General features: G+C 72.8%; 17 protein-coding genes. 8 read left to right on the forward strand and 9 right to left on the reverse strand.

Annotated elements, in window-relative coordinates:
- The first annotated feature begins 147 nt into the window (after positions 1-147).
- From PWG71_RS01195 to PWG71_RS01220, 6 genes are all read left to right on the forward strand, one after another.
- Positions 148-2,181, forward strand: coding sequence for an acyltransferase family protein (locus tag PWG71_RS01195; protein ID WP_274807566.1), 2,034 nt, complete (start codon positions 148-150; stop codon positions 2,179-2,181).
- Positions 2,182-2,387: 206 nt separating this feature from the next.
- Positions 2,388-3,413 carry a class I SAM-dependent methyltransferase gene (locus PWG71_RS01200; protein WP_274807567.1) on the forward strand — a complete coding sequence of 342 codons (1,026 nt, stop codon included), beginning with the start codon at positions 2,388-2,390 and terminating at the stop codon, positions 3,411-3,413.
- Positions 3,414-3,462: 49 nt separating this feature from the next.
- A complete protein-coding gene (locus PWG71_RS01205; protein WP_274807568.1) occupies positions 3,463-5,469 on the forward strand; it encodes a glycosyltransferase in 2,007 nt (668 codons plus the stop codon).
- Positions 5,466-7,133, forward strand: a complete 1,668-nt coding sequence (locus tag PWG71_RS01210; protein WP_274807569.1) for a glycosyltransferase — start codon at positions 5,466-5,468, stop codon at positions 7,131-7,133. Before PWG71_RS01205 ends, PWG71_RS01210 begins: the two co-directional genes overlap by 4 nt.
- A 181-nt stretch (positions 7,134-7,314) precedes the next feature.
- Positions 7,315-9,342 (forward strand): glycosyltransferase family A protein, encoded by a 2,028-nt coding sequence (locus PWG71_RS01215; RefSeq protein WP_274807570.1) that lies wholly within the window; start codon positions 7,315-7,317, stop codon positions 9,340-9,342.
- A 31-nt stretch (positions 9,343-9,373) separates the two neighbouring features.
- A complete protein-coding gene (locus tag PWG71_RS01220; RefSeq protein ID WP_274808102.1) occupies positions 9,374-11,011 on the forward strand; it encodes a glycosyltransferase in 1,638 nt (545 codons plus the stop codon).
- Positions 11,012-11,229: 218 nt separating this feature from the next.
- Here PWG71_RS01220 and PWG71_RS01225 read toward each other — a convergent pair whose 3' ends face one another.
- From PWG71_RS01225 to PWG71_RS01240, 4 genes are all read right to left on the reverse strand, one after another.
- Positions 11,230-11,685, reverse strand: coding sequence for a MaoC family dehydratase (locus tag PWG71_RS01225; RefSeq protein WP_274807571.1), 456 nt, complete (start codon positions 11,683-11,685; stop codon positions 11,230-11,232).
- 81 nt (positions 11,686-11,766) lie between these two features.
- Entirely contained in the window at positions 11,767-12,906 is a 1,140-nt protein-coding gene (locus PWG71_RS01230; protein WP_274807572.1) for an enolase C-terminal domain-like protein, read from the reverse strand.
- Positions 12,907-13,067: 161 nt separating this feature from the next.
- Positions 13,068-14,189, reverse strand: a complete 1,122-nt coding sequence (ald, locus tag PWG71_RS01235) for an alanine dehydrogenase (RefSeq protein WP_274807573.1) — start codon at positions 14,187-14,189, stop codon at positions 13,068-13,070.
- Between the two features lie 106 nt (positions 14,190-14,295).
- Positions 14,296-15,537 carry an amidohydrolase family protein gene (locus tag PWG71_RS01240; protein ID WP_274807574.1) on the reverse strand — a complete coding sequence of 414 codons (1,242 nt, stop codon included), beginning with the start codon at positions 15,535-15,537 and terminating at the stop codon, positions 14,296-14,298.
- A 361-nt stretch (positions 15,538-15,898) separates the two neighbouring features.
- Here PWG71_RS01240 and PWG71_RS01245 point away from each other — a divergent pair, with 361 nt between their 5' ends.
- Entirely contained in the window at positions 15,899-18,022 is a 2,124-nt protein-coding gene (locus PWG71_RS01245; RefSeq protein WP_446724957.1) for a cytochrome c oxidase assembly protein, read from the forward strand.
- Positions 18,023-18,085: 63 nt separating this feature from the next.
- On the opposite strand, the gene PWG71_RS01250 is transcribed toward PWG71_RS01245, so the two are convergent.
- From PWG71_RS01250 to PWG71_RS01270, 5 genes are all read right to left on the reverse strand, one after another.
- The gene (locus tag PWG71_RS01250; protein WP_274807575.1) at positions 18,086-18,499 is read right to left on the reverse strand and encodes a hypothetical protein; all 414 of its coding nucleotides are present in this window, start codon (positions 18,497-18,499) and stop codon (positions 18,086-18,088) included.
- Between the two features lie 122 nt (positions 18,500-18,621).
- On the reverse strand, positions 18,622-21,585 hold the full coding sequence (locus PWG71_RS01255) for an AAA family ATPase (protein WP_274807576.1): 2,964 nt from the start codon (positions 21,583-21,585) through the stop codon (positions 18,622-18,624).
- A complete protein-coding gene (locus PWG71_RS01260) occupies positions 21,585-22,730 on the reverse strand; it encodes an exonuclease SbcCD subunit D (RefSeq protein ID WP_274807577.1) in 1,146 nt (381 codons plus the stop codon). Before PWG71_RS01260 ends, PWG71_RS01255 begins: the two co-directional genes overlap by 1 nt.
- A gap of 103 nt (positions 22,731-22,833) precedes the next feature.
- Entirely contained in the window at positions 22,834-23,493 is a 660-nt protein-coding gene (locus tag PWG71_RS01265) for an O-methyltransferase (protein ID WP_274807578.1), read from the reverse strand.
- A 101-nt stretch (positions 23,494-23,594) separates the two neighbouring features.
- Complete coding sequence (locus PWG71_RS01270) at positions 23,595-24,308, reverse strand: metal-dependent hydrolase (RefSeq protein ID WP_274807579.1); 714 nt, start codon at positions 24,306-24,308, stop codon at positions 23,595-23,597.
- A gap of 234 nt (positions 24,309-24,542) precedes the next feature.
- Here PWG71_RS01270 and PWG71_RS01275 point away from each other — a divergent pair, with 234 nt between their 5' ends.
- Positions 24,543-26,384: an ABC transporter substrate-binding protein gene (locus tag PWG71_RS01275; protein ID WP_274807580.1), complete on the forward strand. Its 1,842-nt coding sequence runs from the start codon at positions 24,543-24,545 to the stop codon at positions 26,382-26,384.
- Position 26,385: the final 1 nt, after the last annotated feature.

Here is a 26,385-nt window from a genome sequence, read left to right on the forward strand (position 1 = left end):
GAGGTCTTCGCGAGGGTGGGTCAGTGTCGCCGGGCGCCCGTTGCCGTGTGTTGGAGGGGGGTTCAACGTTCGTTCTCCGAGAGGGGCGATGATCCAACGCCGGTCTCCCGGCCCCCCATCCCTCCCGAACACCTCCGAGGCACGTCCATGTCCACTCCCGAACGCAGCGGGTTCCGTCCGGAGATCGAAGGACTGCGCGCCGTCGCCGTCCTGCTGGTCGCCGTCTATCACATCTGGTTCGGCCGGGTCTCCGGCGGTGTGGACGTCTTCCTGCTGCTCACCGGGTTCCTCATCACCGGTTCCCTGGTGCGCTCGGCGGAACGGCACGGGCGTATCGACGTCCTCGGGTTCTGGACCCGGCTGCTGCGCCGGCTGACACCCGCCGTCGGCGTGGTGCTGGTGGCGATCCTGGCCATGACGTACCTGTGGCTCCCGCGTTCGCGGTGGCCGGACGTCATCTCCGAGGTCTACGCCGCTGCCCTCTACCACGAGAACTGGGCACTGGCCCGGGCCGCCGTCGACTACCTGGCCAGGGAGGGCGCGCCCAGTCCCGTGCAGCACTTCTGGTCGCTGTCCATCCAGGGGCAGTTCTACGTGCTGTGGCCGCTCCTGCTGGGCGCGGTGCTCCTGGCGGTGGGCCGGTCCCGGATCCGGCATGCCGCGCTCGTCACGATCGGCGCGGTCCTGGTCCTCTCCCTGGCGTACTCCATGTGGATCACCGCCGTCGACCAGCCCTGGGCCTACTTCGACACCGGAGCCCGCCTGTGGGAGTTCGCCCTGGGCGGCGTCCTGGCCCTGGTGGTCCACCGGCTCACCCCGCCCCGGCCGGTGCGGGTGATCCTGGGCTGGGTCGGACTGGTCGCCCTGGTCCTGTGCGGCGTGCTCCTGCCGGTCTCCTCGCTGTTCCCCGGATACGCCGCCCTGTGGCCGACCCTCGCCGCCGTCGCCGTCATCGTGGCGGGGGACAGCGGCAGCAGGTTCGGCGTCGACCGGCTGCTCACCCGCCGCCCGCTGATGGCGCTGGGCGGGCTGTCCTACGCGCTCTACCTCTGGCACTGGCCGCTCCTGGTGGTGTACCTCCAGCTCACCGGCCGCCCCCTGGCCACACCGCTCGGCGGGGCCGCCGTCCTGGGCCTGTCCCTGGTCCTGGCCTGGGTGACGAAGAGGATCGTCGAGGGCGGCGCCGAGCGGATCACCCTGCGGGTGCGCCGCGCCTGGCTCCCGGCCTGGTCGGCGTCGCTGGCCGCGCTGCTGCTCGCCCCGCCCCTGGTCCTCGGCTCGCAGTGGTCGGACCGGATCGCCGAGCAACGTCGGGAACGCACCGAGCGGGTCATCGAACCCGTCGACTACCCCGGGGCCGCCCTGGTCACCCGCCCCGAACTGGCCGGTGTGCTGCCGGACCTGCCGGTGGTCCCCGACCCCCTCGACGCCAGCGACGACCTGTCCGATCACCACCTCCAGGGCTGTCACGTGAACCTCCACGTCGAGGAACCCGAGATCTGTCGGACCGGCCCCGAGGACGCCGAGCACACCCTGGCCCTGGTCGGCGCCTCCCGCACCGCGCACTGGTATCCGGCGGTGCAGGCGGTCGCCGAGACACACGGTTGGCGTTTGGTGTCGTTCACCAAGAGCGGGTGTCAGTTCGCCTCCGGCGTCCCGCACACCCAGGGGCGGGTGTTCACCGAATGCCAGGAGTGGAACGCCCGGGCCATGGCGGAACTGGAACTGCTGCGTCCCGACGCCGTGCTCACCTCCTCGACCCGCTCCAGCGCCGAAGGGGAGACCGTCCCCTCCGGTTTCGTGGATCGTTGGCGGGAGCTGGACACACTCGGCATCGACGTGATCGGCATCCGTGACCTGCCCCGACGCCCCTATGCCGGCGCCGAGTGCGTGGCGAGCGAACCGGTCGAGGAGTGCACCAGCCCCGCCGTGTACGCGCAGGCCGACCGCGACCCGGCCGTCGTACTGGACGAGGCCGGGGACCTCCCGGACAACGTCACCCTGGTGGACCTGACCGGGCACGTCTGCCCCGACGGTCGCTGCGACGCGGTCGTGGGCAACATCCTGGTGTTCTGGGACTACTCCCACATGACCGCCACCTACGCCCGCACGCTCATCCCGGCCATGGAGGAGACCTTGGTGACGGCCACGGGATGGGTCCCCGATCCGGAGAACTCTTGAGGGCGCGTCGGTCGGCCCGCGGTGATCTTCGGATGAACAAAGGGGGAATTGCCCGGCACACGGGTTTCGTCTTCGCGAACGGGGTGTTCTCTTGGTCGCGTGGGCCGCTCGTGTCATCGTCGCTTCGACCGCCTCCGTCCGGTCGGGCGCGTCTGGAACCCTCCCCATCCACACCGGCCTCGTGATCCCTCAGGAGATGCCCGCCCATGCGTTCACTGCGCCGCCTGTCGCGCCCCCTCGCCGTCGTCGTCGGTGTCCTCGCCCTGGTGGTCCCCGGGATCCTGGTCGTGACGGGACTGATCACCCCCGTGGAGGCGGTCACCCTCACCGGTCTGGTCCTGCTCGGGGCCCTGGTCTGCGGCCTGGGCCTGGGGCTGCTGCTGGTGCGCCGTTCGGTCCGGGCGCTGGAGGCCTCCGTGCGCGAGCACGGCCGCACGGTCACCCAGGCAGTGGCGGAGGACCGGCTGGAGACGGCGCGGGCCCTGAAGGAGGTCCGCGAGCGCGTCGCCCGCATCGGCGACCACGCGCTGCCCAAGGCGACCCGTGAGATGCGCCGCGCCGTCGAGGTCCAGGGCCGTGCCGACTACGAGCAGCAGGTGGCCTGGACCGAGCTGCGCGATCACCTCGACACCGCCCCGTTCATGCCGCCGCTGCGCGGCTGGGCCGCCTCCCCCGACGTCCTGCGGGTCCTGGTCCGCCACATCGAGCGGTTGCGCCCGGAGACGGTCGTGGAGTGCGGCAGCGGCGCCTCCAGCGTCTGGCTGGGGTACGCGCTGCGCCGGACCGGCGGCGGACGGCTCATCGCCCTCGAACACGACGCCCGCTACGCCGAACTGAGCCGCGCCCTGGTCGCCTCGCACGGGCTGGACGACATCGTCGAGGTCCGCCACGCCCCGTTCGCCGAGATCGAGACGGATACGGTGGTGGTGGGCGGGGAGGAGCGACGCACCGCCGATCGCTGGTACGACCTCGCCGCGCTGGCCGACCTGACGGACGTCGGCCTGGTCTTCGTGGACGGCCCGCCCCAGGCCACCGGGCTGCACGCCCGGTACCCGGCGCTGCCGCGCCTGCTCTCGCACTGCACCGAGGACGTCGTCTTCGTCCTGGACGACGCCGACCGCGAAGAGGAGCGCGCGGTCGGCGACCGGTGGCTGGCCGAGCACCCCGAACTGCACCGTACCGAGGAGAGCGCGGAGAAGGGGGCGCACGTGTTCGCCCGCAAGGCGCCGTGAGCCCCCTCCCGCCCTCCCGCACCACCGCACCGACACCCACGAGGTCTGGATGATCACCACCGCCCTCCGGAACGCCCTGCGCGGCCGGGGCACCGAGACCGCCCTGCTCTGCCACACCGGCACCGGGGCCCGCGCCCATCTGGACGGGCTGCCGCTCACCGACTCGGACGCGATCGTCGACCTGGACGCCCGCGTCCTGGGAGAGCCTGTGAAGCTCCAGGGCGTCTGGGAACGCGATCTCGGCCCGGAGGCGGGCCTGGTGGCGGTCGTCGCCGCCACCACCACCGACCTGCACCGGTCCCTGACCTCCGCCGCCGGTCTGCCGCGCGCCGTCCAGGTCGTCGTCGCGATCCTGGACACCACCGGCCACCAGGAGCCGCCGCTGCCCGCCTCTCCCGGCATGGGCCAGTGGCGCGACCTCCAAGAGGTGCGGGTGCGCCGGGTCGGCCGGCGCGGGTGGCTGTGCGAGCTGTTCTTCCCCAACGGTGTGGAGACCCCGCAGGTCCTGGACGCGATCTGGTCCGGGACGCGCGGCCGACGGCGCGGCCCCGCCGTGGCGCCCCTGGCCGCCCTGTCCGGCCCGGAGGCCGCCCTGTGGCGCCCCGGCGACACCGGCGCCCACGGCGTCGAACCGGCCGGACCGGTACCGCTGCGCCGGGTCACCCCCGTCGGGGATCTGGCCCTGCGGGTGGGCGACGACACCCCGCCGGGATGGACCGACGCGACCGTGCCGGTCCTGGACCGCCGCACCACCTCCACCGACGCCTGGGAGCGGATCGCCGCACCCGGCGGTGTCGCCTCGGTACGCGAGAGCGCCGACCCGGTCGCGGAGGTCGCCCCCATCGACGAGCTCACCGTCAACCCGATCGGGTTCACCAAGCACGGGGACGCGCACTGGGGGGATCTGACCGCCGCCGACGGGCGCGCCGTCGTCCGGCAGGGAGAGAAGGACCTGGTGGTGGTCCCGCCGGACGGGACGATCACCGACGTCGACCTCGGTCGGCTGCGGCATCTGCGCGGCGTCCGCGTGGACTGGTCCGGGCACAGCGGGCCCACGGCCGCCGTCCGGGCGGTCGCCTCCCTGGCGGCCGGCGGCGTTCCGCTCGTCGGAGGATCGGTGCCCGCCTGGGCGGCGGGCCTCGGCGCGCCCCTCATCGACCTGCTCCTCGACGCCACCGAGGAAGGCCTCGCCGACCCGTTGCGGCGGGAGGAGTACAGCGTTCGGCTCCGTCGCGTCGCCCTGCGCACCCACGGAACCCGCTCTCGCTGGCGCACGCTGGGCGCGCGGGCGGGCGTGCCGGTTCCCCCGGCGCCGACGGTGTCCGTCATCCTGTGCACCCGCCGCCCCGAGATGGTCGGGTTCGCGCTCGCCCAGATCGCCCGCCAGCGCGGGGTCGACATCGAGGTCGTGCTCACGTTGCACGGTTTCTCCGCCACGCTCCCCGAGGTGGCCGCCGCCATCGCCGGCTTCGAGGCCACCGGTCTCCCCCTCGTCGTGTGCGAGGCCGACGCCGACCGGATCTTCGGCTCCGTGCTCAACGACGCGGTCGCCCGTACCTCCGGCGACCTCGTGTCCAAGTGGGACGACGACGACTGGTACGGCCCCGACCACCTCGCCGACCTCGTCCTCGCCCGCACCTACTCCGGTGCCGAACTCCTCGGCGTCGGACAGGACTTCGTCTACCTCCAAGAGGTCGACCTGACCCTGTGGCGGGAGGGCAGGTCGGAGTCCTCCAGCCGGTTCATCGCCGGGGGCACCATCCTCACCGACCGGGCGGTCCTGGAGGAGACCGGCGGATTCCGTCCGGTACCCCGTTCCATCGACACCCAACTCCTCATCGCCGTCATGCGCGGTGGCGGCCGCATCTACCGCGGCCACGGGCTGGGGTACGTGCTCCGCCGCACCGGCGGTGGCCACACCTGGTCCGAGGACATGGCCTTCTTTCTGCGCAATCGCATCCAACAGTGGTTCGGCTGGCATCCGAGCGCCCTCCTGGAGGGGGAGCCCGAGCCCTTCGGCCGGCCCGTCACCGAGTACACGGGGGGACTCCGTTGACCACCCTGGACACCGGCCGAGAACCGGTCGCCGCCGCATCCCTCTCGGGGCACGCCCTTCCGCGCGGGGAGGTGGACTTCACCGGTCAACCGCGCCTGGTGCGCAACGATCACGCGTCGCTCACCCCTCCCGCGCCGGGGGCGTGGACACCGACCCTGTCGGTCAGCGTGGTGATCCCCTCGCACGGGCACCCCGAGAAGCTCGCGTTCGTCCTGGCCGCGCTGGCCGGACAGAGCTACCCGGCCCACCTGATGGAGGTGGTGGTCGTCGACGACGGTTCCCCGGAGCCGCTCGCGCTGCCGCCGGTGCGCCCCGAGAACACCCTCCTGATCACCTCCGACCCCGGCGGGTGGGGGTCGGCGCACGCGTTCGACAACGGGGTCGCGGCCTCGTCCGGGCAGGTCGTGCTGCGGTTGGACGCCGACATGCTGGTGTACCGCGAGCATGTGGAATCGCAGATGCGCTGGCACCACCTCATCGACTACGGGGTGGCCATGGGGCACAAGCTGTTCGTCGACTTCGACCCCGATGCCATGACCCCCGAGCACGTCCGCGACGAGGTCGCCGCGGGCCGTGCGGACCGGCTGTTCGACCGGGAGGGCGCCGACCCGCACTGGGTGGAGAAGATCATCGACGGCAGCGACGGGCTGCGCACGGCCGCGCACCAGTCCTACCGGGTGTTCACCGGGGCGACCGGTTCGCTGCACCGGAGCCTGTTCGAGGCGGCGGGCGGCATGGACCCGGCCATGGTGCTGGGCGGCGACACCGAGTTCGCGTACCGGGTCTCCCAGCAGGGCGCCGTGTTCATCCCCGACCTGGAGACGAGCAGTTGGCACCTGGGCCGTTCCCAGATGCAGACCCGTCGCGACGCGGGCATGCGGTACCGGTCCCCGTACGTGTCCAACCGGGTCCCCGACTTCCGGCTGCGGCGCAAGCGTCCGGACCGGGCGTGGGAGGTGCCCTTCGTCGACGCGGTCGTGGCCGTGGAGGGCCGCACCCTGGAGGACGTCGAGATCACCGTCGCCGCGCTGCTGAACGGCACCACCCCCGACCTCCGACTGTCGCTGGTGGGGCCGTGGGGCCGGCTGGACGACGGCCGTCGTTCCCCGCTGGACGAGGAACTGCTGGACCTGCGGCTGATCGGTGAGTCCTTCCGGGGCGACCCCCGGGTCCGCCTCGTCGAGGAGGTACCGGAGCCGGATCCGCGCGTCACCTTCGTGCTCCACGTCCCGCCGGGTACCCGTCTGGTGAGCACGGCGGTCGCCGATCTGGTCGAGATCGCCAACAAGGAGCGCGCGGGCCTGCTGTGCGCCCCGCCGCCCGGTGCCACGCGCGCGGCGGACGGGGTGCTGCGTCTGGAGCGCCGTTCCGCCTACGCGCGGGCACGGCACCTGGCCCCCGAGGCGGTCGGCGCGGAGCTGGACCGCACCGTGGAGGAGATCCACGGGGCCCACTGGATGTCGGGGGAGGTCGTCACCGTCCCCGAACCCGAGGAGGGCGCCCCGGCGAGGAAGGACGAGAGCCCCGAGGCGCTGCGCCGCAAGCTCGACCAGGCGCTCGCCGAGGTGGAGCGCATGCGCGCCCGTGCCCGCCGGGCCGAGCGCAAGCTGCGCTGGTTCACCCCGGGCCTGGGACGCCGGGTCCTGCGCAAGATCGTCCGCTGAGCCGAAGCGCACCGAGGGCCGCTCCGTCCGGGGCGGCCCTTTTCGGTGTTCTCAAGCGCATGAGCAGTGGATATCACGACACGCACATGAGAAGGCACGAAAAGTAACCATCATGCCTATCATGGGGCCTTGTGGTCGATAAGCGACCACATCGTGTCGCCGAGACGATCGAGGCCGTCCGATGATCACCTCAGCCGTCCGCCAGGCCCTGCGCACCCGCGGTGACGAACCCGCGGTCCTCTGCCTCATCGGTGATCTCGGCCCGGACCGGGCCGAACTCGCCGCCCTGCGCCTGCGCGGGAACGACCGCCGCGTCGACCTGGACGCGCACGGCATGGGTCGTCCCGTCACGGTCGAGGGGATCGGAGGAGAGGGCGAACCCTCCTCCGTCGGCCTCGTCGTCGTCGCCGCCGACGGCCTCACCGACCTGCGCAGGGCCGTCACCGTCACCACCCAGTTGCCGCCCACCGCCCACCTCCTCGTCGTCGTCCGGCACGTCCCCGTCCACCTGGGCCCGCTCGTGCCCGCGCCGCCCACCATCGACGAGTGGAACGACCTGCACGAACTGCGGGTCCGCCGTTTCGGCAACCGGGGCTGGGCCTGTGAACTGTGCTTCCCCGGCGGTAGGGCCGTCGCCGAGGTGCTGGCCGCCGTCGTCCACGGCCCCCGGGGCCGACGGCGCGGCCCCGGCGTCGGAGTCCTCGGCGGACTCAGCGGGACCCAGGCGGCCCTGTGGCGGCCCGGTGACGTGGCGGCCCGGGGCGTCACCGCCACCGGGCCCGTCGAGATCGACCGGGTCACCCCCGTCTCCGACCTGGTCCTGCGTCTGGACGACGGTGGGGGACTGCCGTTCTGGGAGGACGTGGAGGTCCCCGTGGTGGACCGCTTCGCCACCGACGCGACCGTCGCGCCCGAGGTGCGCTCCCCCGAGACCCGGCCCCGCGTGTACGGGACCGACCCCGTCTCCCGGGTGGCCCCCGTCGACGAACGCTTCGTCAACCCCATCGGGTTCACCAAGAAGACCAAGGGCCCGCTGGGCGAACTGGTCGAGGTCGACGGGCGCGTCGTCGTGCGCGACGAGACCGGTGTCCGTATACGCCCGACCCCCGACGGCACCGTCACCGAGAACGACCTCGAACGGGTCCGCCACATGCGCGGCGTCCGCGTGGGCTGGCCGGAGCACGGGGACACCGCCACCGTGCGCGTCGTCGCCGCGCTGGCCGCCGGTGGGGTCCCGCTCATCGGCGATCCGGCCCCGATGTGGGCCGCGGGCCTGGGCGCCCCCCTGGCCGAACTCATCGCCGGGGGCGCGGAGGACGTCCTCGTCGATCCGCTCCGGCGTGAAGAGCACAGCATCCGCCTGCGCCGGGCGGCCCTGCGCACCCACGGCGTCCGCACCCGATGGCGGTCCCTGGCGGTGGAGGCGGGGCTGCCCGTCCCCCCGGAGACCCGGGTCTCGGTGGTGCTGTGCACCCGTCGTCCCGAGCTCGTCGGGTTCGCCCTCGCCCAGATCGCCCGACAGCGCCACGTCCGCTTCGAGGCGGTCCTGGCCCTGCACGGATTCTCCGCCGACCTGCCCGAGGTGGACGCGGCCGTCGCGGAGTTCCGGGCCACCGGGATCCCCCTCGTGGTCCACGAGGCCGAGGGGGAGAAGGTCTTCGGGGCCGTCATGAACGACGCCGTCGACCGGGCCTCCGGGACCGTCATCGCCAAGTGGGACGACGACGACTGGTACGGGCCCGAGCACCTGGCCGACCTCATGCTCGCCCGCGCCTACTCCGGCGCCGACGTGGTCGGCATCAGCCAGAACTTCACCTATCTGGAGGAACTGGACCTCACCGTGTGGCGGGGCTACCGGTCGGAGGTGCCCAGCCCGGCCATCGTCGGCAGCACCATCCTCGCCGACCGGGTCGTCATCGAGGACGTCGGCGGCTTCCGGCCGCGCCCCCGGGCCATCGACAGCCAGTTCCTGCTCGCCGTGACCCGTGCGGGCTGCCGGGTCTACCGCACCCACGGGTTCGGCTACCTGCTGCGTCGCGCGGGAGGCGGCCACACCTGGAACGTCGACCTCGGCTACTTCCTGCGCAACCACACCGAACAGTGGATCGGCTGGCGCCCCAGCGTCCTGCTCGAAGGGGTGCCCGCCCCCTTCGGCGAACAGGCCGACCGGCACATCGACCACCCGGGGGGACACGTTGAGCACCTCTGAGAGCATTCCGCGACAGCGCGGTCCACGCCCCATGGTCGACTTCGTCGACCAGCCGCGGATACGCCGCAACCAGTACGGCCCCCTCGCCCCGCCGACCTCGGGGGAGTGGACGCCGAGTCTGTCGGTGTCGGTGATCGTGCCCGCGCACGGCCAGGCCGAGAAACTGGCGCTGGTGCTGGCGTCCCTGGCGGGGCAGAGCTATCCGTCGCACCTGACCGAGGTCATCGTGGTGGACGACGGCTCTCCCGAGCCGCTCGTCCTGCCGCCGGTGCGTCCGGAGAACACCCTGATCATCCCCTCGGCGGCGGGGGCCTGGGGATCCGGTCACGCGGTCAACACCGGGGTGGCGGCCTCCTCCGGGCAGGTGATCCTGCGCCTGGACGCGGACATGCTCGTGTACCGCGAGCACGTGGAGTCCCAGCTGCGCTGGCACCACCTCGTCGACTACGCGGTGGTGCTGGGCCACAAGCTGTTCGTGGACTTCGACCCGGCCCGGGTGGCCGGGGACCTGTCCCCGGAACGGGTCCTGGAGGAGGTGCGGGCCGGGCGGGCCGGGGGGTTGTTCGACCGGGAGACCGCCGAACCGCACTGGATCGAGGAACCCATCGAACGGTCCGACGGGTTGCGGACGGCGGGGTTCGGCGCCTTCAAGATGTACGTGGGGGCGACCGGTTCCTGCCACCGGGCCCTGTTCGAGGCGGCCGGCGGGATGGACCCGGACCTGATCCTGGGCGGTGACAGCGAGTTCGGCCACCGGCTGGCGCAACGGGGCGCCCTGTTCGTCCCCGACGACGCGTCCGATTCCTGGCACCTGGGCCGCTCCCAGATGCAGGACCGGCGCGAGACGGGCATGCGCCTGCGCGCGCCCTACGTCGCCAACCGGGTGCCCGACTTCCACCTGCGGGCCAAGGGGCCCGACCGGATCTGGGAGGTGCCCCGGGTCGACGTCGTCCTCGACGTCGCCGGGCGTTCCCTGGAGGACGTGGACGCCACCGTTTCGATGCTCCTCGCCGGCACGGCGCCGGACGTGCGCGTGTGGCTGGTGGGACCGTGGGGCGAACTGTCCGAGGGGCGACGCGCGCCCCTGGAGGAGGAGCTGCTGGACCTGCGGCTGATCCGCGAGACCTACCGGGGCGACCTGCGGGTGCAGTACGGGGAGGAGGTCCCCGACGCCGACCCCCGGGTGCCCTTCCGGCTCCTGATGCCCACGGGCGTGCGCCCGCTGCCGGGCATGATCTCCGCGCTCGTCCGGCTGGCCGACCGCAAGTCGGCGGGGCTGGTGTGCGCACCGGTGCCCGGCGCGCTGCGGGCCGGGGACGGGGTGCTGCGGCTGGAACGGTTCGCCGCGTTCTCCCGGGCCCGTCACCTGTCGCCCAAAGCGGAGGGGACCGGCCTGGACCGGGTCGTGGAGGAGGTGGGCGGGTTGCAGTGGACGTCGGCGCAGCGTTTCGTCGAGCCGCCCGAGGGGGCCGAGGCCATCTGGGGGGCGCCCCGGCCGGACGCGACGGCGCCCGCGCCCGAGCCGACCCCCGTCGAACTGCGCGCCGAGCTGCGCCGGGCGCGGACGGAGATCGACCGGCTGCGCCGCCGGGCCGAGCGGACCGAACGCAAACTGCGCTGGTTCACGCCCGGTCTGGGCCGTCGCCTCCTGCGCCGCATCGCCCGCTGAAGCGGACCGTGACCGGCCCCGGGGTGTGGGTCCCGGGGCCGGTCACGGTCCGGAGGGCGGCAGGCCGTCCACGGGTCCCCGGGGCGGCGAAGACGCCGGCGGGGAGTGCCGGGCCGCCCCTACGGGGTGGTCCGGCGGCCGTAGGCCGTCCGTGGCGGGCGGGCGAGGAGGCCGCCGTGTCCCCTTCGGCCCGAATCCCGCCGGAGGCCCGAAGGGCCTCAGGGGACCCAGAGGCCCAGGGACTCGGCGACCAGGGCCGGACGCTCCTGGCCCTCGATCTCCACCGTGTGCCGCGTGGTGACCAGGTACCCCTTGGGGGTCTCCTGCACGGAGAGGATCTCCACGCCGTCGCGCAGTCGCGAGCCGACGGTGACGGGCTGGAGGAAGCGCACCTTGTTGAGGCCGTAGTTGATGGACATCGTCGGCTTCTTCTCGACCTTGATGATCGACTGCGAGAAGTGCGCGAGCAGGGACAGGCTGAGGAAGCCGTGCGCGATGGTGCGGCCGAAGGGGCCGGCCGCGGCCTTCTCCTCGTCGATGTGGATCCACTGATGGTCCTCGGTCGCGTCGGCGAACAGCGAGATCCTCTGCTGGTCGACGGTGATCCAGTCGGTGTACCCCAGGTGCTCGCCCTGGGCGGCGATCACCTCGTCGATGTCGGCGAAAACGCGCACCACGCCTCCACAGGCTGCTCGGTCGAATGGTGCGGCAACTCTACCTAACGGTGTTCGGTTAAGGTAGGGGTGGGACCCCGCTCAACGCCTCCTCCGTTCGGGCGCGAGCCCGCGACACCCCGAAGCGTTCACCAACAGGGCCTCGGCGGTCCGCTCGGCCACCGCCGCCCGGTCCACCCCGTGTCCCAGTCCGCTCTCGGCCAACGGGATCGGGACCACGCCCTCGTGCGCCCGCACCGGCGGCGTCACCAGATCGCGCACACGGTTCCCCGGACCGGGCATCTCCACCGGCAGGGACGCTCCCGTCAACGACGCCAACGCCACCGTCGCGGCCCGGCCCACACCCGTGACCGCCGACGAACCGCACCAGACCCGCCACCCGGCGTCCACCGCCAGATCGATCGCCCGACGGGCCGGGGTGAGTCCGCCCAGCCGCGCCACATCGATGTTCACCGCGTCCCCGGCCTCCGCCTCGATCGCGTGGTCCAGATCCGCCAACGAGCGCAGCGGGCGGCCCAACGCCACCGGTGTGCGCAACTCCGCCGTCGCCCGGGTGTGCGCGGCGAGGTCCTCCGGGGCGAACGGATCCTCGATCGCCAGCAGGTCCAATCCGTCCAAGGCCCGCAAGGCCTCCAGGTCCGTGTCGGACTCGGTGTAGCGGCCGCCCGCGTCCGCCTGGAGCACGAGGAACGGGAACCGGGATCGCACCGCGTGCACCACCTCGGTGTCCCATCCCGGCGCGATCTCCAGCCGGATCCGCCGAAAGCCCGCCCCCACCTGACGGTTCACCTCGGTGATCAGCGTCTCGACGTTCACCGTCCGCGGTACCGTCACCCCCGCCGTCAACGCCGTGCGCTCTCCGCCGAGCGCGTGCGCCAGCGGGGTGCCGCGTTGACGGCTCCACAGATCCCAGCAGGCGGCGTCCAACGCGCCCGAGAGCACCGGATCCCACGGCAGGTGCTCCCAGGCCGAGCCCACCTCGGTGGGACGGGTCCACGCGTGGTCCACCAGGGCGGGGGCGAAATCCGAGCGCAACGCCGCCCACTGGTCCGGACTCGCCCAGGGGACCTCCCCCCAACCGCCGACGCCCTCGCCGTCGGCCACCCGCACCAGAACGGGTCCGCCGCCCCCATCGGCACGCCGCCCCGCGTTCGGGGGTCGCAACCGGATCAGTTCGAGTTCGACGATCCGGGTCGCGGTCGTCGAGCCGGTGTGTCCCACGCTGTCCCACCTCGGTCCTCGTGGGCCCGTCGATCGTCCGGCCCGTGGCCGGCCACGGGCTCCGTCCTCCCCTGACGGTACCCGTGCCCGACCCGGTCGACCACCCCGAACCGCGTGGACCTGCCCGAACGTCCCCGCCTTCCAGGGCGGAGGAACCACGGTCAGACGTGCGCCAGGACCTCGTCCAGCGGCCGGTACTTGAGGCCGTGGGCCTCGGCGACCGGCGCGTACACGACCTCGCCCGCGTGGGTGTTGAGCCCGGCGGCCAGCGCGGGGTCCTCCGCCAGGGCCCGACGCCACCCCTTGTCGGCCAGTTCCACCGCGTACCGCAGCGTGTCCTTGGTCAGCGCGTGCGTGGAGGTGTTGGGCACCGCGCCCGGCATGTTCGCCACGCAGTAGAACACCGTGTCGTGCACCCGGAAGGTCGGGTCGTCGTGCGTGGTGGGACGGGAGTCCTCGAAGCAGCCGCCTTGGTCGATGGCGATGTCCACCAGGACCGCGCCCGGACGCATCCGGGAGACCAGCTCGTTGGAGATCAGCTTGGGCGCCTTGGCGCCCGGCACCAGCACCGCGCCGATGACCAGGTCCGACTCCAGGACCGACAGCTCCAGCTCGAAGGAGTTGGACACCACGGTCTTGACCTGTCCCCGGTACAGGGAGTCCACGTGGCGCAGCTTGTTGACGTTGAGGTCCAGCACGGTGACGTCGGCGCCCATGCCCACCGCGATCTGGGTGGCGTTGAGGCCGGACACACCGGCGCCGATCACGGTGACCCGTGCCGGGCGCACGCCCGGGACCCCGCCCATGAGGACGCCACGGCCGCCGTGGGGCCGCTGGAGGGTGACCGAACCGACCTGCGGCGCCAAGCGGCCCGCGACCTCGGACATCGGGGCCAGCAGCGGGAGGGAGCCGTCCGGGAGCTGCACGGTCTCGTAGGCGATACCGGTGACCCCGTGCTCCAGCAGGGCGTCGGTGCACTCGCGGGAGGCCGCCAGGTGCAGGTAGGTGAACAGGGTCTGGCCCTCGCGCATCCGGTGGTACTCCGCCGCGATGGGCTCCTTCACCTTGAGGACGAGGTCGCCCTCGGCCCATACCTCGTCCGCGGTGTCGAGGATGCGCGCACCCGCGGCCTCGTACTCCTGGTTCGTGATGGAGGAGCCCAGACCCGCGTCCCGTTCGACGGACACCTGGTGTCCGCGGCGGGTCAGTTCGTGAACTCCGGCCGGGGTGATGGCCACACGGTACTCGTGGTTCTTGATCTCACGGGGCACGCCGACGCGCACGATTCCTCCTACTGGTATCTCCGTTGATACCCCCACTGTCACCTGTGAAGGCGTGGCCACGCCATCGCCAACATGCATGTCGGTCGGCGATCTTGTTGACAGGGTGTCAAGCCCACGTGTGGGGTGGGACACCCGTGTTCGGCGAGGTCCGCAGCCCTGAGACCCAGACCGGCCCCACCTCGCCGGTGAGTTCCCTACCCGCGTACGGACTCCGGTCCACCTTCGAGACCGATACCGGCCGTTCGGGGGCGAAGGCGACCAGGTCCGCGTCGCACCCCTCGGCGATCCGTCCCTTGCCGGCCAGCCCCAACAGTTCCGCCGGCGCCAGCGCCGTCCACCGCGTCAACAGGTCCAGGCCCGCCCCGCGCCGCCGCGCCGCCGTCCACAGCGCGGACAGGCTCCACTCCAAGGTGTGCAGGCCGTGGGCCGGCAGGTGCCCCGAGGAGATCGTCGTGATCGCCGACCCCTCCTCCAGCAGAGCGCTCCACAGGGCCTTGCGGTTGGCGTCGGAGCGCAGCGGCGGTCGGCAGGCGTGCGCGGGCGATCCCGGAGGCAGGACCTCCGCGGGCAGGCACAGGTAGTGCGGACAGGTCTGCGCGCTCAACCGCACCCCGATCGACCCGGCCGCCGACACCAGGGCCGCGCACTCGGCGGCGGTGAACGGCAGCACATGGGTGCGGGTCCCCACCGACCGGGCCGCGGAGATGACCCGTTCCAGACCTCGGCGTTCGGCCCGGGGCGGCCGCTGCTCCGCCGACACCGGAGGGGTGCCCAACTCGCCGGCGTCCTCGGCGTGCACCAGGAGGATCGCGTCCAGCGCGGTCAGCTCCGCCATCGCCTTGCGCAACCAGGAATCGTCCAGCGCCGCCATGTCCGGGGCGCCCCCGTCCGACAGGGAGCACTGGAAGGCCACCGCGCCCGCCGCCCGCAGGTCGGCCAGGTCCAGCGACCCGCTGCCCGGGGTGACCCCGCCCAGGAAGAACAGCGACACCGGTACCCCGGCCGCCGCCCGACGGTGCACCTGGAGATCGTCGGCGCAGATCATCGCCGGTCGGGCCGGCGCGGGCGAGACCACCAGCGTCGTGACACCGCCGCGCAGCGCCGCGGTCGCGGCCGCCCGGTAGGAACCGGACAGCTCCCGACCGGGATCGTGCACGCCGGTACCGACGTCCACCGCCCCCGGCAGCAGGGCCGTCTCCCCGAGGTCGATCTCCTCCCGGGCCGACCAGCGGACCTCGGGGCCGGCCACCGCCTCGATCCGACCGCCCCGGATGCCGACCGCGGCCGGCACGACCCCGTCGGGTGTGACCGTGCGCCGGGATCGGATCACGCTCTCGAAATCGGTCATCGCCTTCCCCTTCGGGTGTGTTCGCGACGGGAGGGAACGCCGAGGCGGCCTCGGAGGCCGTATGGGAAAAAGGAGGGTGCGCACGCGGACGAGGAGGTGACGGGACCTTCGTCTCGACCGGGCATACCGAGAGTATCGCGAAGAACACGCGAAGGAGGGGCGAACGCCACTTCCGACGACGACGCCCGTGTCGTCGGGTTCCACCTTCGACCCCCGACGGACATCGTGTAATGGACGGTTTACGCTGGAGTGCGCCGAGCCGCCCCTCAGGGCGTGTTCCGTGGAGGACGCCGTCCATCGCGAGGGAACACGCCTTCGACGGCATCCCCGCCTTGAACGACACCGACGACGGAAGTGGCACGTGGCTCCTCCCGCAAAGATCACCAAGTCCCCGGACCGGACCGGAGCTCCCCGCAAGGTCACCCGACCCGTCCTCGCGGTGCTCGCCGCCGTCCTGTGCCTCACCGGGCTGACCCTGACCCTGATCCTGGGCGGCGCCGCCTTCCCCGAGATCATCCCCGGTCTCCCGGACGCGGGCGACGCCGTGCGCTGGGGCATCCCCCTGTCCAAGCTCGTCATGGACGTCTCGGCCGTGCTCACCATCGGCACGCTGCTGCTCGCCGTCGTGCTGCTGCCCTCGGACAAGGGCCGGCTCTCCCGGCAGGCGATCGGCTACGTCCACGCCGCCACCTGGGGCGCACTGGTCTGGGCCGTGGCCGCGGTGTTCGCCCTGTACTTCCAGGCGTCGGAGTTCCTGGCCCGCCCCATCGGGCAGGTCAGCGTCGACGAGGTCACCGCCTACGCCGGTTCGGTCTCCGGCGGCATCGCGTTGATGTTCGTCATCCTCTTCACCACCGGCATCCTGCTGTTCGGACGCACCGTCGCCGGAGCGACCGGCGCCCTGTGGCTGCTGCTGCTCGCCCTGGCCGCCACCACGCCGCCGGCCCTGACCGGCCACTCCGCCTCCTCCGGGGCGCACGAACTCGCGGTCACCGGCCTGGCCATGCACGTGATCGCGATCAGCGTGTGGACCGGCGGCCTGGCCGCGGTGACCCACCACGCGCTGCGGGCGAACGGTACCGGCGTGGAGATCGCCGCCGCCCGGTTCAGCCGGCTGGCGCTGTGGGCCTACATCGGCGTCGCCATCAGCGGTCTGGCCAGCGCCCTGGCCCGACTCGAATCGTTCGACGCCCTGGTGCGCACCGAGTACGGGATGATCATCCTGGTCAAGGTCGTACTGTTCGCCGTGCTGGGCGCGTTCGGATACCTGCACCGCGAGTTCGCCCTCAAGAACCTGTCCGGCGCCGCCAAGGGCCCCGCCTGGCCCGCCAGGCGACGCCTGCTGTTCCTGCGCATCGCCTCCGTGGAGATCCTCGTCATGGCGACCGTCATGGGCGTCTCCGTCGGTCTGGGCCGCACCGCGCCGCCCCCGCCGCTGGACAGCCGGGTCGACCCCGCCGCGCTCATCCTCGGTTTCCCGGTGCCCCCGCCCATGGACCTGGTCAACCTGCTCACGCTGTGGCGGCCCGACCTGTTCTTCATCATGTTCGTGGTCATCGCCGGCGGTCTCTACGCGGCCGGGGTGACCCGACTGCTGCGCCGCGGCGACGCGTGGCCGGTCGGGCGCACGGTCTCCTTCGCCGCCGGCCTGCTCTCCGTCGTCGCCGTGCAGCTCAGCGGTTACGCGACCTACGCGATGGTGCTGTTCTCCGCGCACATGATCCAGCACATGGTGCTGGCGATGCTCACACCGATCCTGCTGGTGCTGGGCGCCCCGGTCACCCTGGCGCTGCGGGCGCTGCGCCCGGCGAGGCGGCGGGGCGACCGGGGGCCCCGCGAGTGGCTCAACCTGTTCCTGAACAGTCGCTACTCGAAGGTGGTGACCCACCCGGCGGTGGCCACCCCGCTGTTCGTGTTCAGCCCCTACGTCCTGTACTTCACCCCGCTGTTCCCGACGCTGATGAACGACCACCTCGGTCACCTGTTCATGGGCGTGCACTTCCTGGTGACCGGCTTCCTCTTCTACTGGGTCATCGTGGGCGTCGACCCGGCGCCCCGCAAGATGCCCTATCTGCTGCGCATCCTGCTCCTGCTGCTGGCGATGGGCTTCCACGCCTTCTTCGGCATCTCGATCATGATGCAGTCGGCCCCCATCGCCATGGACTTCTACGGACGGTTCGAGGTCCCCTGGAGCGACGGTCTGGCCGAGGACCAGTACGCGGGCGGCGGCGTGGCCTGGGCGTTGGGCGAGATCCCGACCCTGCTGGTCATGCTCGCCCTGGTGGTGCAGTGGTCCCGCGACGACGAGAAGGAGGAACGCCGCCGGGAACGACACGCCCGCCGGGGCGGCTCCGAGGACGCCGACCTGGACGCCTACAACGCCTACCTGGCCGAGCTGGACCGCCGCGACAGGGCCATGACGGCGAGGCCCGTCACCGAACCGGACGGGGACGGGACCGCCGAGGAGAAGACGAACGGCGCCTGACCGGCGCCGGGTACGGAAGAGGGCCGCGGATCACCGATCCGCGGCCCTCGTGGTCTTCGGGCGTCAGACGAACAGGGCGGCCAGGGCGGTGGCGACCAGGCCCAGGGCCAGGCACAGCACCAGGCCGACCGCGAACACCGGCAGGGACGGTGTGAGCACCCCGGCCGTGCCGCCCTGGCGCTTGGCCACCAGCGGCGACAACGTGATGTTCACCCCGGCGACGACGGCCGCGACGCAGGCGGCCACGGCGAACGCCGTCCAAAAGCCCGCCCCGGACGCCAGCGCGTCGATCGCGCCCAGGGTGGGCACCGCCACCAGCAGGGCCAGGGCCGCGGCCGCGAAGGTCTTCTGGAGGCCGGGCGAGATCCCACCCCGGCGCCCCGAGACCACCAGGAGCAGACCGACCAGGGCCGCCATCATGATGGCGCCCACGATTCCGAACACGACGATGTCCACCAGCGAATTCACGTGGATCATTGTCCCACCGATCACCCGGGCCCCGCCCCCGGGGCCCCGGACCCGCCCTTCTCCCGGCCCCTCCGCCCCGGGGGAGCGGGAACGCGCACCGCGCCCCGGGGCGGAGGCCGGTTCCGGCGGGATCAGCCGATGTGCTCCACCCGGGAACCGGCGGCCGTCTTGATCACCCTGAGCCGGGTGGTGATCCGATGGCGCAGGTCGGCGACGTGGCTGACCACGCCCACGGCGCGTCCGCCGTCACGCAGCCGGTCCAGCACGTCCAGGACCTCCTCCAGGGTGTCCTCGTCCAGGGTCCCGAACCCCTCGTCCACGAACAGGGTGTCGATGTCGGCGCCGCCGGCCTCCGCGCTCGCCACATCGCCGAGTCCCAGAGCCAGCGCCAGCGAACTGAAGAACGTCTCCCCGCCCGACAGCGTCGCCGGGTCGCGTTCGGAGCCGGTCCAGGCGTCCACCACCCGGATGCCGAGTCCACCCGCCGACCGGGCCCGGCCGTCCCCGGCCGCCTTGTCCACGGTGTAACGGAGTTCGTAGCGGCCGTCCGACATCGTGAACAGCCGGTCGTTGGCGGCCGCCACCACCTGCTCCAAGCGGGCGGCCAGCACATAGGCCGACAGCCGCACCCCGTCGGTGTTGTCCTTGGCGGTCCCGGCGGTCAGCGCCCGCATCCCCTCGGCGACCCGGTAGCGGTGCCACACCGGGCCGCACTCGTCCAGCCGGACCCGCAGGTCGGCGCGCAACGCCGCCAACCGGGCGGACCGTTCCCGCCACAGGCCCAGCCGGGTGACCGCCCGGTCGGCGGCCAGGGCGGCCTCGTCCGCCGCGGCCTTCAACGCCGACAGGTCCGGCGGCGCCGACCCGGCGACGGCGACGAGTTCGGGGTCGGCCAGGGCCGCCCGGACCGCCGCCAGGTCGTCGTCGTAGACCCGGGCCCGGGCCCGCAGGTCCCGGCGTTCGCGCTCGCCCAGGGCGGCGGCCCGGACCCCGGCCTCGTCGGTGAACCCGGCGTCGGTCAGGGCCTCGGTGACGGCCGCGTCGGCGGCGTCCCGCTCCCGCAGGGCCCGATCGTGCTCCTCCACGGCCGCGGCGGCCGCGGCCAGCAGGTCGGCCTCCTCCCGGGCCCGGCGCACCCGCTCGTCGACGTCGGTGTCCGCGCCCAGGGCCTCGGCCAGGGCCGCCGCCAGCCGTTCGCACTCCTCGGCGGCGTCGGCGCGGTGGGCGGCCGTCTCCGACCGTTGACCGGCCAGATCGGCCTCCCGGGCCCGGGCCCTCTCCAGCCGGTCGACCAGACCCTCCAGGTCCTCCTCGACCCGGCGCACCTCACCGGCGGCGGTGCGGGCCTCGTCCCGGCCCCGCGTCAGTTCGGCGACCTCGGCGACGGCGTCGCCGAGGGTGCGCCCCTCGGACCGGCCCAGGGCGGCGGCGGCCCGTTCGCGCAGCGCGGCCACCGTCTCCTGTGCGGTGGAACGGCCCGTGGCGGCCTCGTCGGCGGCGGTCTGGGCCGCGCGCTCGGCCTCGGCGGTGACCAGTCCTTCGGCGGAGGGCAGCGCGGGGGCCGGGTGCTCGACGGCACCGCACACCGCGCACGGAGTCCCCGCCACCAGCTCCGCGGCCAGTTCGGCCGCCATGTGGGTGATACGCCGTTCGCGCAGGGAGAGCGCGTGCTCACGGGCGGTCTGGGCGGCGTCCACGGCCTCGCGGTGCGCCTCCTCGGCGCGGGCCAGCGCGGCGACCAGCCGGTCGTGCTCGGCGACGGCGTCCCGCCGCTGCTCGGCGGCGACCAGCGCGGCCTCGGCCGCCTCCACCCGCCCGGCCCGGTCGCGGGTCGCGGCGAGGTGTTCACGCAGCTCACCGATCCGGACGGGCAGGTCCGCGATCCGCTGGCGGACCCCCTTCAGGTCGCCGTCGACCTTGTCCAGGTAACGGTCGAACCGGGTGATCGCCTCGCGGCGCTCCCGCAGACGCAGGGCGTCCGCGCGCAGGTGCTCGGCCCGGGCCAGCGCGGCCCGACGGTCCTGCTCGGCGGCGCGCAGCGCCTCCGCGGTGACCGGCGGGGCGTGGGAGATCAGGGCCAGCGTCTCCTCCCGGACCAGCGCGGCCTTGTCGAGGGAGGTGCGGCGGGCGTCGCGATCGCGCAGGGCGGGCAGGACCGAGGCGGCCCGTTCGGCCGCCTCCAGCCCGGCGTCGATCCGGGCCCGCCATTCGGACAGCTCCGTCAGCTCCGCGTGCCGGGTCCGGGACCTGGTCAGCCGGTTGCGCCGCTCGTCCAGGCTCCGGGCCTCGGCCAGGGCGCGGGCGGCCGCCTCCCGTTCGTCGGCCACGGCGTCCACCACCGGGGCGATCTCGTCGGCCACGGCGGTGGTCATCGCCGTCAGCTCGCTCGCCCAGGCCCACAGCACGTCGGTGTCCTCCGGGGCGGTGGAGCGGCCGGTCTCGGCGATCCGGCCGGCGGCCTCGCGCACCCGCAGGTCGGCCGTGTCCACCTCGCGGCGCAGCCCGCCGGCGTGCCCGGCGAACCACTCCTCCAGGTCCCGGAACACGCGCGTGTTGAAGATCCGCTCCAACGACGTGCGCCGCTCCTCGGCGGACGCGCGCAGGAACCGGGCGAAGTCGCCCTGGGGGAGCAGGACGATCTGACAGAACTGGTCGAGGGTGAGCCCCACCAGGTCACCGATGAACTGGCCGGCCTCGTCGGGGCGGGTGGTGACCGGTTCCCACCGGTCCTCCGAGAACTCCTGGACGGTGACCTTCTGGTTCTCCACCAGGGTCCCCGAACCCCGCTTCTTGGGCCGCTCCCAGCGGGGGTTGCGCACGACCCGGATCCGGCGGCCCCGCACGGTGCACTCCAGCTCCACCTCGGGACGCCGGTCCAGGGGCGCGTGGTCGCTCTTGGGGGAGCGGTCCTTGCCGCGGGCCCCCGGCAGGGACCCGTACAGCGCGAAGCACACGGCGTCGAGCACCGAGGTCTTCCCCGCGCCGGTGGGTCCGTGGATCAGGAACAGCCCGCCGGCGCCGAGCCGGTCGAAGTCGACCGTCTCGGTGTCCGCGAACGGCCCGAAGGCCCGGACGGTCAGGGTGTGCAGACGCATCAGCGCAGTCCTTCCCGGAGCCGGACCTCTTCGACGGCGGTGTCCACGAGGGCCCTCTCCTCGGGGGTGGCGGGGAGGCCGCGCGCCCATTCCACGAAGTCGCCGATGACCGCCCGTTCGGCGCGGCCGGCGACGGGGGCGGCCACCGGGCGGGTGGCGGGCGCCCCGCCCTCGGGGGCGAACTCCAGCACCAGGGCGTGCGGGAAGCGTTCGCGCAACCGGTCCATGGGCTGGGCGGGGCGGCGCGCGTCGGTGAGGGTGACCTGGAGCCAGTGGTCGGCGTACCGCTCCCACCGGGGGTCGGCGAGCAGGTCGTCGATACGGCCGCGGATCCGGGCCAGGGGGCGGGGGACCGGCGCGTCGACGAACTCGACCCCGCCCAGGCCGTCGGCGTCCAGGTCCACCAGCCAGTAGCCCTTGCGGTGGTGCTCCTCGGAGAACGAGTAGGCCAGCGGGGTGCCGGAGTAACGCACCGAGGGCGTGATGGTCTGACGCCCGTGCAGGTGTCCCAGGGCCGTGTAGTCGACCCCGTCGTAGATCGAGGCGGGCACGTGGGAGGCGCCGCCCACGGAGATGTCGCGTTCGCTGTCGGAGGCCTCCCCGCCCGCGACGAAGGCGTGGGAGAGCACCACCGACCGGGTGCCGGGGCGGTCGGCGAGGTCGGCGCGGACCAGGTCCATGGCGTGGCCCAGCACGGCCGTGTGCCCGCGCCCGGTCAGCCCCCAGTGGTGGCGGGCGATCTCCGGCTCCAGGTAGGGGAGACCGTAGAAGGCGACGGGGCCGTGCGCGTCCTCGATGACGATCGGGGCGCCGACGCCGTCGAGGGTGCTGCGCAGGTGGACGCCGGCGGCGTCGATGAGGTCGGTGGCGAACGACAGCCGGGCCATGGAGTCGTGGTTGCCGGCGATGAGCACGGCCCGCGCCCCGGTGTCCCGGATGCGGCCCAGTGCCCGGTCGAACAGGCGCACCGCGTCCACCGGTGGCAGGGCGCGGTCGTAGAGGTCGCCCGCCACGAGCACGACGTCGACCTCCCGCTCGCGGACGGTGTCGACCAGGTGGTCGAGGAAGGCGGCCTGGGCGTCGAGGAGGTTCTCCCTGTGGAAGGAGCGACCCAGGTGCCAGTCGGAGGTGTGCAGCAACCGCATGGAACCGGACACTATCGAAGGGGCGGTGGTTCCGGGTGGGAAAACCGTCGGTCGGTGGACGACGACGCCGTGCCGTTGCGCACACGCACGGCACGGCGCCGGGTCAGTTCTTGCGGGCCAGGGTCAGACCGTCGCCGATGGGCAGCAGCACCTGGGTGACGCGGTCGTCGGCGACCAGGCGCGCGTTGAAGTCGCGGATGCCCTGGACGTGCGCCCTCGTGTCGGAGGCGTCGACGACCCGGCCGTGCGACAGGGTGTTGTCGGCCAGGACGATCCCGCCGGGGCGCAGGCGCGGGACGAGCTCCTCCCAGTAGTCGACGTACCCCTCCTTGTCGGCGTCGACGAAGGCCAGGTCGAAGAGCGGTTCCTCGGGCAGGGCGCGCAGGGACTCCAGGGCGGGGCCCAGCCGCAGCGTGATCTTGTCGGCGACCTTCGCCCGTTCCCAGTAGCGGCGGGCGACCGAGGTCCACTCCTCGCTGACGTCCAGGGCCAGCAGGGTGCCGTCGTCGGGCAGTCCGCGGGCCAGGCAGAGGGAGGAGTAGCCGGTGAAGGTGCCGATCTCCACGACGTCGCGGGCTCCGGAGACGCGGGTGAGCAGGGTCGTGAAGGTCCCCTGTTCGGGGCCGATCTGCATCCCCTTGCTCTCGGGGAACAGGCGCGCGGTCTCCTCGACCAGGTCGGCCAGCACGTCGTCCACGGGCGCGCCCTGGGCGACGAGGTAGTCGTACAGTTCCGGGGTGAGGCTCTCTGTGGTTCGTGTCACGGCGCCCACCTTAGCCCGGGACCTCGGAAAAGGAAGGGCCCCGCCGACGTGGGTCGGGCGGGGCGCGCGGGAAAGGGGGACGCGGGGAGGGCGGGGCGCCGTCAGTACTCGGGGAGCAGCGCGGGCCAGTCGAAGAGGTAGATGGAGCCGACGATCACGCCCACCGTGAGCAGCGGGGTCATGACCTTCTTCTCGACCGGGCCGTCGGTCTTGAAGCCCATGTTCTGGCCGATGCGCTTCTTCCAGAACGGCCAGAAGATCGGCACGCCCATCTTGGTGATCATGTCGCCGCAGAAGTGCAGGACCACACCGAACGCCACCGCCAGGCCCAGCCAGGTGTAGTTGGTTCCCGCGGAGAACAGGGTCAGGGTGATCGCGGCCGTGGCCAGCGCGTTGATGATCCCCGAAGCGACCCGGTTCTTGTCCAGGCCGAAACCCAGGCCCTGGAGCGCGATGCCGATCAGGAGGAAGACGAAGATCTGCACCGCCAGCTCCGACCACAGGGCCAGGAGCTGCACGATCACACCCATGAGGACCGCGAAGAAGAACGAGTGGGTGCCCATCCGGTGGCCGCCGAAGAGGAACGACAGTATGTCGCTCAGGACCTCCGTGACCTTGCCGTAGGTCTTGGTCACCGTCGCGCTCTTGTGGTCCACGTCGGGGAGCAGGGCCGCCCCCGCGCACACCAGAGAGCCCGCGATGATCTCACCCGGTCCGAGATTGAAGTCCAGACCGAGGAATTGCCTTCCCTGGACCAGCGGAACGACCGCCATCCAGCCGACCACGCCGCTCAGTGCGTGAGAGTGCCCCATCATGGCGGGAACCGTAGCGGAGTACGCCGAACAGTGCCAAGGCGGGGTCATCACGGTCGTCGTCACGGGCCACTCGACACCCGGGAACACCCCCTGTGCCGCCCCCCGGAAGCGAATGCGTTGCGATGGCACGGCGCACCTCGTAGGTCATTGACGCTCATCGCCGTCCGTTGGTAGACAACCAACGACCCCCCCTGGTGGCCCGGCCACCACCCCACGATCCTGACAGGGGCCGAGATGCACTCCCATCACCCTCCACCCGCGTCACCGTTCCGGCGGGCGGCGACCACGGGAACCGCGCTGTTGCTGATCGTCGGTACGGCGGCGACCCCCGCCGCCGCCTCCCCCGCGGCCGGGACCACCCTCACGGTGGCGGTCGCCCAGCAGGTGGACTCCTTCAACCCCTTCACCGCCCAGCTCGCCGTCACCACCAACATCCTCTCCCACGTCTACGACCCGCTGGTGACCAACGACCAGGCCACGGCCGCCCCAGCCCCGGCCCTGGCGGAGAGCTGGGACACCGGCGAGGACGGTCTGACCTGGACCTTCCACCTGCGCGACGACGTCACCTTCACCGACGGCGAGCCACTGACCTCCGACGACGTGGTCTGGACGTTCACCACGATCATGGAGAACGAGGCGGCCGCCATCGCCAACGGCAGCTACGTCGCCGGGTTCGAGGAGGTCACCGCCCCCGACGACCACACCGTCGTCATCGAGCTGACCGAACCCCAGGCCACCATGACCTCGCTGACCGTGCCCATCGTGCCCCGGCACGTCTGGGAGCCCATCGTGGAGCGCGAGGGCGACGCCTTCTCCGACTACACCGGCGAGGACCTGCCCTCGGTCGGCAGCGGCCCCTTCGTCCTCACCGCTCACGACCGCGGCCAGAGCATCACCCTGGAGGCCGACCCCGACCACTGGAACGGCGCCCCCGGCTTCGACGCGCTGGTCTTCCGGTACTACTCCGAGAAGGACGCGGCCGTCGAGGCCCTGCGCAGCGGCGAGGTCTCCTTCGTCTACGAACTGACCGCGGCCCAGGCCGACGCCCTCGACGGCGTCGACGACATCGCGGTCAACTTCGCCGACGGCAAGCGGTTCCAGGCCTTCACCGTCAACCCGGGCGCCCGTACCCGGGACGGCGACGAGTTCGGTGACGGCCACCCGGCCCTGGAGGACGTCACCCTGCGCCGGGCCATCGTCATGGCCATCGACAACCAGGAGATCGTCGACAAGGCGCACGGCGGACGCGCCACCGCCGCCGGCGGCTACATCCCGGCCCGCTACGGCGAGTTCCACTGGTCTCCCGAGGGCGGTGAGGCGATCCTCGACTTCGACCCGGACGCCGCCAACGCCGCGCTCGACGACGCCGGCTACGAGACGGACGACGACGGTGTGCGCGTCTCCCCCGACGGGGACCGCCTCGAACTGCGGATGCACGTCCACCAGGACCGCCCCGACAACGTCAGCGCCGGCAAGATCATCGTGGAGCGCCTGGCCGACATCGGCGTCGAGGTCGAGAACCTGACCGTGGACCCCGGCGTGCTCAGCGACGCCCTCTACGCCGCCGAGTACGACCTCATCTTCACCGGGTGGACGGTCAACCCCGATCCCGACTACGTCTTCGGCATCCACACCTGCGACGCGCTGCCCACCGAACCGGGCACCATGCAGGGCGACGCCTACTTCTGCGACGAGGAGTACGACGGTCTCTACGCCGACCAACTCAGGGAGTACGACCGCGGGGCGCGCGCCGAGATCATCCACGACCTCCAGCGCGTCCTCTACGAGGAGGCCGTCGTCAACGTCCTGACCTACCCCGACATCCGTGAGGCCTACCGGACCGACCACGTCCGGGAGGGCACCCTCCTGACCCAGCCCGCCGAGGGCGGCAACATCTGGGGCCAGGACGGCTACTGGGCGTTCTGGGCGGCGCGGCCCGCCGAGGCGGGGCGGGGCGGCTCCGGCGGCGTGCCCACCGCGGTGTCGGTCGGTGTCGGCGCGGTCGCGCTGGTGCTCGTGGCCGGCGGCGGATTCCTGTTCTTCCGCAACCGGGCCACCGCGGAGGACCGCGAGTGAC

The sequence above is a fragment of the Nocardiopsis sp. N85 genome (assembly GCF_028882275.1).
GTDB classification, from domain to species: Bacteria; Actinomycetota; Actinomycetes; order Streptosporangiales; family Streptosporangiaceae; genus Nocardiopsis; species Nocardiopsis lambiniae.